This window comes from Pantoea sp. CTOTU50773, assembly GCF_032082325.1.
Classification (GTDB): Bacteria; Pseudomonadota; Gammaproteobacteria; order Enterobacterales; family Enterobacteriaceae; genus Pantoea; species Pantoea communis.
The window spans coordinates 1-6,066 of record NZ_DAMDQC010000213.1 but is presented as its reverse complement, the minus strand read 5'-3'; the positions used below and the strand labels follow the sequence as shown (position 1 = coordinate 6,066).

5 protein-coding genes, 2 tRNA genes and 1 pseudogene are annotated in these 6,066 nt (G+C 52.3%); all 8 read left to right on the top strand.

Annotation, left to right across the window (positions count from 1 at the left end):
• Positions 1–761 (top strand): annotated as a pseudogene (locus RT340_RS21330) (ATP-dependent metalloprotease); the annotation flags it as partial.
• An 85-nt stretch (positions 762–846) separates the two neighbouring features.
• On the top strand, positions 847–1,680 hold the full coding sequence (gene folP, locus RT340_RS21325) for a dihydropteroate synthase (protein ID WP_097118206.1): 834 nt from the start codon (positions 847–849) through the stop codon (positions 1,678–1,680).
• A gap of 3 nt (positions 1,681–1,683) precedes the next feature.
• Entirely contained in the window at positions 1,684–3,018 is a 1,335-nt protein-coding gene (gene glmM, locus RT340_RS21320) for a phosphoglucosamine mutase (RefSeq protein ID WP_200576368.1), read from the top strand.
• Positions 3,019–3,235: 217 nt separating this feature from the next.
• Positions 3,236–3,571: a preprotein translocase subunit SecG gene (gene secG, locus RT340_RS21315; RefSeq protein WP_034826531.1), complete on the top strand. Its 336-nt coding sequence runs from the start codon at positions 3,236–3,238 to the stop codon at positions 3,569–3,571.
• Between the two features lie 46 nt (positions 3,572–3,617).
• Positions 3,618–3,704: transfer RNA gene (locus tag RT340_RS21310), tRNA-Leu, on the top strand.
• A 59-nt stretch (positions 3,705–3,763) separates the two neighbouring features.
• A tRNA-Met gene (locus RT340_RS21305) sits at positions 3,764–3,840 on the top strand.
• A gap of 212 nt (positions 3,841–4,052) precedes the next feature.
• Complete coding sequence (rimP, locus tag RT340_RS21300) at positions 4,053–4,505, top strand: ribosome maturation factor RimP (protein WP_034826528.1); 453 nt, start codon at positions 4,053–4,055, stop codon at positions 4,503–4,505.
• Between the two features lie 24 nt (positions 4,506–4,529).
• On the top strand, positions 4,530–6,017 hold the full coding sequence (nusA, locus tag RT340_RS21295) for a transcription termination factor NusA (RefSeq protein WP_034826526.1): 1,488 nt from the start codon (positions 4,530–4,532) through the stop codon (positions 6,015–6,017).
• The last annotated feature ends 49 nt before the right edge of the window (positions 6,018–6,066 follow it).

Sequence of the window (6,066 nt, the reverse complement as noted above, 5' to 3'; positions counted from 1 at the left end):
AAATCATGATGGGTGCGGAACGTCGCTCCATGGTGATGACGGAAGCGCAGAAAGAATCCACCGCTTACCACGAAGCGGGCCATGCGATTATTGGTCGTCTGGTACCGGAACACGATCCGGTGCATAAAGTGACAATTATCCCGCGTGGACGTGCGCTGGGTGTGACCTTCTTCTTGCCAGAAGGTGACGCGATTAGCGCCAGCCGCCAGAAACTTGAAAGCCAGATCTCAACGCTGTATGGCGGTCGTCTGGCGGAAGAGATCATCTACGGCGCAGAACACGTTTCTACCGGTGCATCTAACGACATTAAAGTCGCCACTAACCTGGCGCGAAACATGGTGACGCAGTGGGGCTTCAACGAGAAGTTAGGTCCGTTGCTGTATGCTGAAGAAGAAGGCGAAGTGTTCCTCGGCCGCTCTGTGGCTAAGGCGAAACACATGTCAGATGAAACAGCACGCATCATCGACCAGGAAGTTAAACACCTGATCGACAGCAACTACCAGCGTGCTCGTGTTCTGCTGGGTGAGAACATGGACATCCTTCACGCGATGAAAGACGCGCTGATGAAGTATGAAACCATTGATGCGCCACAGATTGATGACTTAATGGCTCGTCGTGAAGTTCGCCCACCAGCAGGTTGGGATGATTCAGGCAGCAGCAGTTCATCGGACAACAATGGGACGCCAAAGGCGCCACGTCCGGTTGATGAACCGCGTACGCCAAATCCTGGCAACACCATGTCAGAACAGCTCGACAAGTAAGAGGCCACAAACCTCAGCAAAAACCCCGGCCGGTCCGGGGTTTTTTACATTCAGTGATACCGTGATTCCCAAGGAGATTCCCGCCATGAAGTTGTTCGCCCGTGATTCCCATCTCGATCTGTCGTTTCCCCATGTGATGGGTATTTTGAATGTCACGCCGGACTCCTTCTCTGATGGCGGAACACACAACACATTGGTGGATGCGCTGACCCATACCAATGAGATGGTGAATGCGGGCGCAACCATCATCGATGTCGGCGGGGAATCTACGCGGCCAGGAGCCGATGAAGTCAGCGTAGATGAAGAGTTAGCACGCGTGATTCCGGTGGTTGAAGCTATCGCCCAGCGTTTTGAAGTGTGGATTTCTGTTGATACTTCAAAGCCAGAGGTGATCCGTGAATCGGCGCGAGTGGGTGCTCACATCATTAATGATATTCGTTCACTGTCAGAACCGGGTGCATTGGCAGCGGCAGCGGAGACCGGTCTGCCGGTATGCCTGATGCACATGCAGGGCGAACCGCGCACTATGCAGCAAGCACCTGAATATCAGAATATCGTGGGTGAAGTGGACGCTTACTTCCAGGCACAGATTGCACGTTGCGAAGCGGCAGGCATTAAAAAAGAGAATCTGTTGCTCGACCCTGGCTTCGGTTTCGGTAAGAATCTCAACCACAATTATCAACTGCTGGCTGAACTCAGCCATTTCCACCATTTTGGCTTACCACTATTGGTCGGAATGTCGCGCAAATCGATGATTGGCCAGCTGTTAAATGTCGGTCCGACGCAGCGTCTGACCGGCAGCCTGAGCTGTGCGGTGATTGCCGCTATGCAGGGCGCACAAATTATTCGCGTGCATGATGTGAAAGAGACTGTCGAAGCGATGCGTATTGTTGAAGCGACACGGAGAGCAAAAGGATAAAGCATGAGTAATCGTAAATATTTCGGTACAGATGGTATTCGTGGCAAGGTCGGTGAAGCACCGATTACCCCTGATTTTGTCCTAAAGCTGGGTTTTGCTGCGGGTAAGGTTCTGGCGCGCTCTGGATCACGTAAGGTATTAATTGGTAAAGATACGCGTATATCTGGCTACATGCTGGAATCGGCACTGGAAGCGGGCCTGGCTGCTGCTGGTTTGTCGGCGGCCTTTACCGGGCCTATGCCAACCCCCGCGATTGCCTATCTGACGCGTACCTTTCGTGCAGAGGCCGGTATCGTGATCTCTGCATCGCATAACCCCTTCGACGATAACGGCATCAAATTCTTCTCTGCGGAAGGCACTAAATTGCCGGATGAAGTGGAAGAGGCCATTGAGCTTGAGTTAGAGAAGCCACTGACCTGCGTTGAGTCCGCTGAGTTGGGGCGCGCCAGCCGTATCGTTGATGCTGCTGGTCGCTATATCGAGTTCTGTAAAGGCACATTCCCGAGCGAGTTAAGTCTCAACGGTCTGAAAATCGTAGTGGATTGCGCCAACGGTGCGACCTATCACATTGCCCCTAATGTGCTGCGTGAATTGGGTGCCAAAGTGATTGCGATTGGCGTGCAGCCCGATGGCATGAACATCAACAAAGAGTGCGGTGCAACCGATCTTCGCATGCTGCAGCAGCGCGTGCTGGATGAGAAGGCAGATTTGGGCCTTGCTTACGATGGCGATGGTGACCGCATCATGATGGTGGATCATCTGGGCATGAAGGTCGATGGTGACCAGATTCTCTACATCATTGCACGTGAAGCCTTACGTCAGGGGCAACTGCGCGGCGGGGTGGTGGGTACGTTGATGAGTAATATGGGGCTGGAACTGGCGTTGAAACAGCTGGGTATTCCTTTCACACGTGCCAAAGTGGGTGACCGCTACGTGCTGGAAAAAATGCAGGAGAAGGGCTGGCGCATGGGGGCTGAAAACTCCGGGCATGTCATTCTGTTGGATAAAATCAGCACTGGCGACGGTATCGTGGCAAGTTTGCAAGTACTTACTGCTATCGTGCGTAATCACATGAGTCTGCATGATTTGTGCAGTGGCATGAAAATGCTGCCGCAGATTCTGGTGAATGTGCGCTTCAGCGGCAGTCATGATCCCCTTGAATCCGAGAGCGTTAAGGCTGTCAGCGCTGAAGTGGAGAAAACGCTAGCAGGGCGCGGTCGTGTGCTGTTGCGTAAATCGGGCACTGAGCCGCTAATTCGCGTGATGGTCGAGGGTGAAGATGAAGCGTTAGTCACCGAGCTGGCGCATAAAATTGCTGATGCAGTGAAAGCGGTCTAAGCGTGTTAACAGGCGGCGAGATTTCGACTTTCCGCCTGTTAAATCACCATCCTGGCGCTTTTTTCCGCAATCAATAAGGTTCGTGAAAATTGCGCTTGCAGAGGTATGTCCCATTGGTTAGTATTCACACCCGCTTCTGATGGGTGATGACGATACTCCCCGTCAATATTGGTGAAGCTTTAACTGTGCGGATAACGCGCAAGGAAACAGGTTGATTATGTACGAAGCTCTGTTAGTTGTTTTCCTTATTGTTGCGATTGGCCTCGTGGGTCTGATCATGCTTCAGCAAGGCAAAGGCGCTGATATGGGAGCCTCATTCGGTGCAGGCGCCTCTGGTACACTGTTCGGTTCAAACGGGTCTGGTAATTTCATGACACGTATGACTGCAGTACTGGCGACCCTGTTCTTCATCATCAGCTTGATTCTGGGCAATCTGAACACGAATAAGTCTTCTAAAGGAAGCGAGTGGGAAAACCTCACTGCGCCAGCTCAGTCTGAACAGCAGACTCAGCCAGCTAAACCGGCAACCCCGGGCAATGATATCCCGCAGTAACATCGTCAATGCTTTAGCGGCAACATAACGTCGCAGTCAGTGCAGTACCGAGGTGGTGAAATTGGTAGACACGCTACCTTGAGGTGGTAGTGCTCGAAAGGGCTTACGGGTTCAAGTCCCGTCCTCGGTACCAAATCTCAGTAAAACTTGCTTTTTTAGCAAGGTCGGCGTATTATTCGCCACGTTTTCGGACGCGGGGTGGAGCAGCCTGGTAGCTCGTCGGGCTCATAACCCGAAGGTCGTCGGTTCAAATCCGGCCCCCGCAACCACTTTCCCTTAGAGTTCTTTTTCAAATATACTGTATGCATCGACGGACGCATCCTCAGTGTTTTTTTGAAAAAAATTCTTTTGGATTGTGTGCCGATGCCGCTCTGCGGCGTACAGGGTCCAGTGATAAAAAGCCCCGAATTTTCGGGGTTTTTTGTTATCAGGAATCGCAATACTGGGCTATAGGCCCTTTTTTTATGTCTTGGGGGTGGGCTTGTCCACATTAGAGCAAAAATTGACTGATTTGATCACCGCTCCAGTAGAAGCGCTTGGCTACGAATTGGTCGGTATCGAATTCGTTCGCGGTCGCACATCGACTTTGCGCATCTATATTGATAGTGAGAATGGTATCAATGTTGATGATTGTGCCGATGTTAGCCACCAGGTCAGCGCGGTAATGGATGTGGAAGATCCCATTACGGTGGCTTACAACCTTGAAGTCTCCTCGCCAGGTCTCGAGCGTCCTCTTTTCACTGCTGAACACTATGCACGTTTCGCCGGTGATGAGGTGAGCCTGACACTGCGTATGGCCGTACAGAACCGCCGTAAATGGCAGGGGATCATCAAATCCGTGGAAGGTGAGATGATCACGGTAACCGTTGAGGGTAACGATGAGGTGTTCGCGCTGAGTAATATTCAGAAAGCGAACCTGGTCCCCCACTTTTAAAAGTCCGGATTGAGGCTAACCAGGATGAACAAAGAGATCTTAGCTGTAGTAGAAGCCGTTTCTAACGAAAAAGCCCTGCCACGTGAGAAAATCTTCGAAGCGCTTGAGAGCGCTTTGGCCACTGCGACTAAAAAGAAGTATGAGCAAGAGATCGAAGTGCGCGTCAGCATTGACCGTCGCAGCGGTGATTTCGATACTTTCCGTCGCTGGCAGATTGTGGAAGAAGTAACACAGCCGACTCGTGAAATTACGCTGGATGCGGCCCGCTTTGAAGACGAAGCGTTCAATCTGGGCGAATACGTTGAAGATCAGATCGAATCTGTCACCTTTGACCGTATCACCACCCAAACCGCTAAACAGGTTATCGTGCAGAAAGTCCGTGAGGCTGAGCGCGCGATGGTGGTTGATCAGTTCCGTCAACACGAAGGTGAAATCATCACCGGCGTGGTGAAGAAAGTAAACCGCGACAGCATCTCACTCGATCTGGGCAGCAATGCTGAAGCCGTGATCGGACGCGAAGATATGCTGCCACGTGAAAACTTCCGCCCAGGCGACCGTATTCGCGGCGTGTTGTACGCTGTTCGTCCGGAAGCGCGTGGTGCACAGCTGTTCGTCACCCGTTCTAAGCCAGAAATGCTGATCGAACTGTTCCGCATTGAGGTGCCAGAAATCGGTGAAGAAGTTATCGAGATCAAAGCGGCAGCGCGCGATCCAGGTTCACGCGCTAAAATCGCGGTGAAAACCAACGATAAACGTATTGATCCGGTCGGTGCTTGTGTGGGTATGCGCGGTGCGCGTGTCCAGGCTGTATCAAGCGAGCTGGGTGGCGAGCGTATTGATATCGTGCTGTGGGACGATAACCCGGCACAATTCGTCATTAACGCCATGGCGCCAGCCGATGTGGCGTCAATTGTGGTGGATGAAGACAATCACACCATGGATATCGCTGTTGAAGCCGGCAATCTGGCTCAGGCGATCGGCCGTAACGGCCAAAACGTGCGTCTGGCTTCCCAACTGAGTGGTTGGGAACTGAACGTGATGACCGTCGATGATCTGCAGGCTAAGCATCAGGCTGAAGCCCACGCAGCGATCGATATGTTCACTAAACATCTCGACATCGACGAAGAGTTCGCCACCGTACTGGTGGAAGAGGGCTTCTCTTCGCTGGAAGAATTGGCTTATGTGCCAATCAACGAGTTGCTGGAAATCGACGGCCTCGACGAAGAGACCATTGAAGCCCTGCGTGAACGAGCAAAAAATGCGTTGACCACCCTGGCATTAGCGAAAGAAGAGAGCCTTGGTAATCAGGAGCCCGCTGAGGATCTTCTGAATCTTGAGGGCCTGGATCGTGCGCTGGCGTATCGCCTGGCGTCCAAAGGCGTTTGCACGCTGGAAGATCTCGCTGAGCAAGGTGTTGACGATCTGACAGATATTGAAGGGCTGGATGATGAGAAGGCCGGTGCGCTGATTATGGCTGCACGTAATATCTGCTGGTTCGGCGATGACGCGTAATAACAGGAAGGAACAGCATGACAGATGTAACCGTAAAATCGCTGGCCGC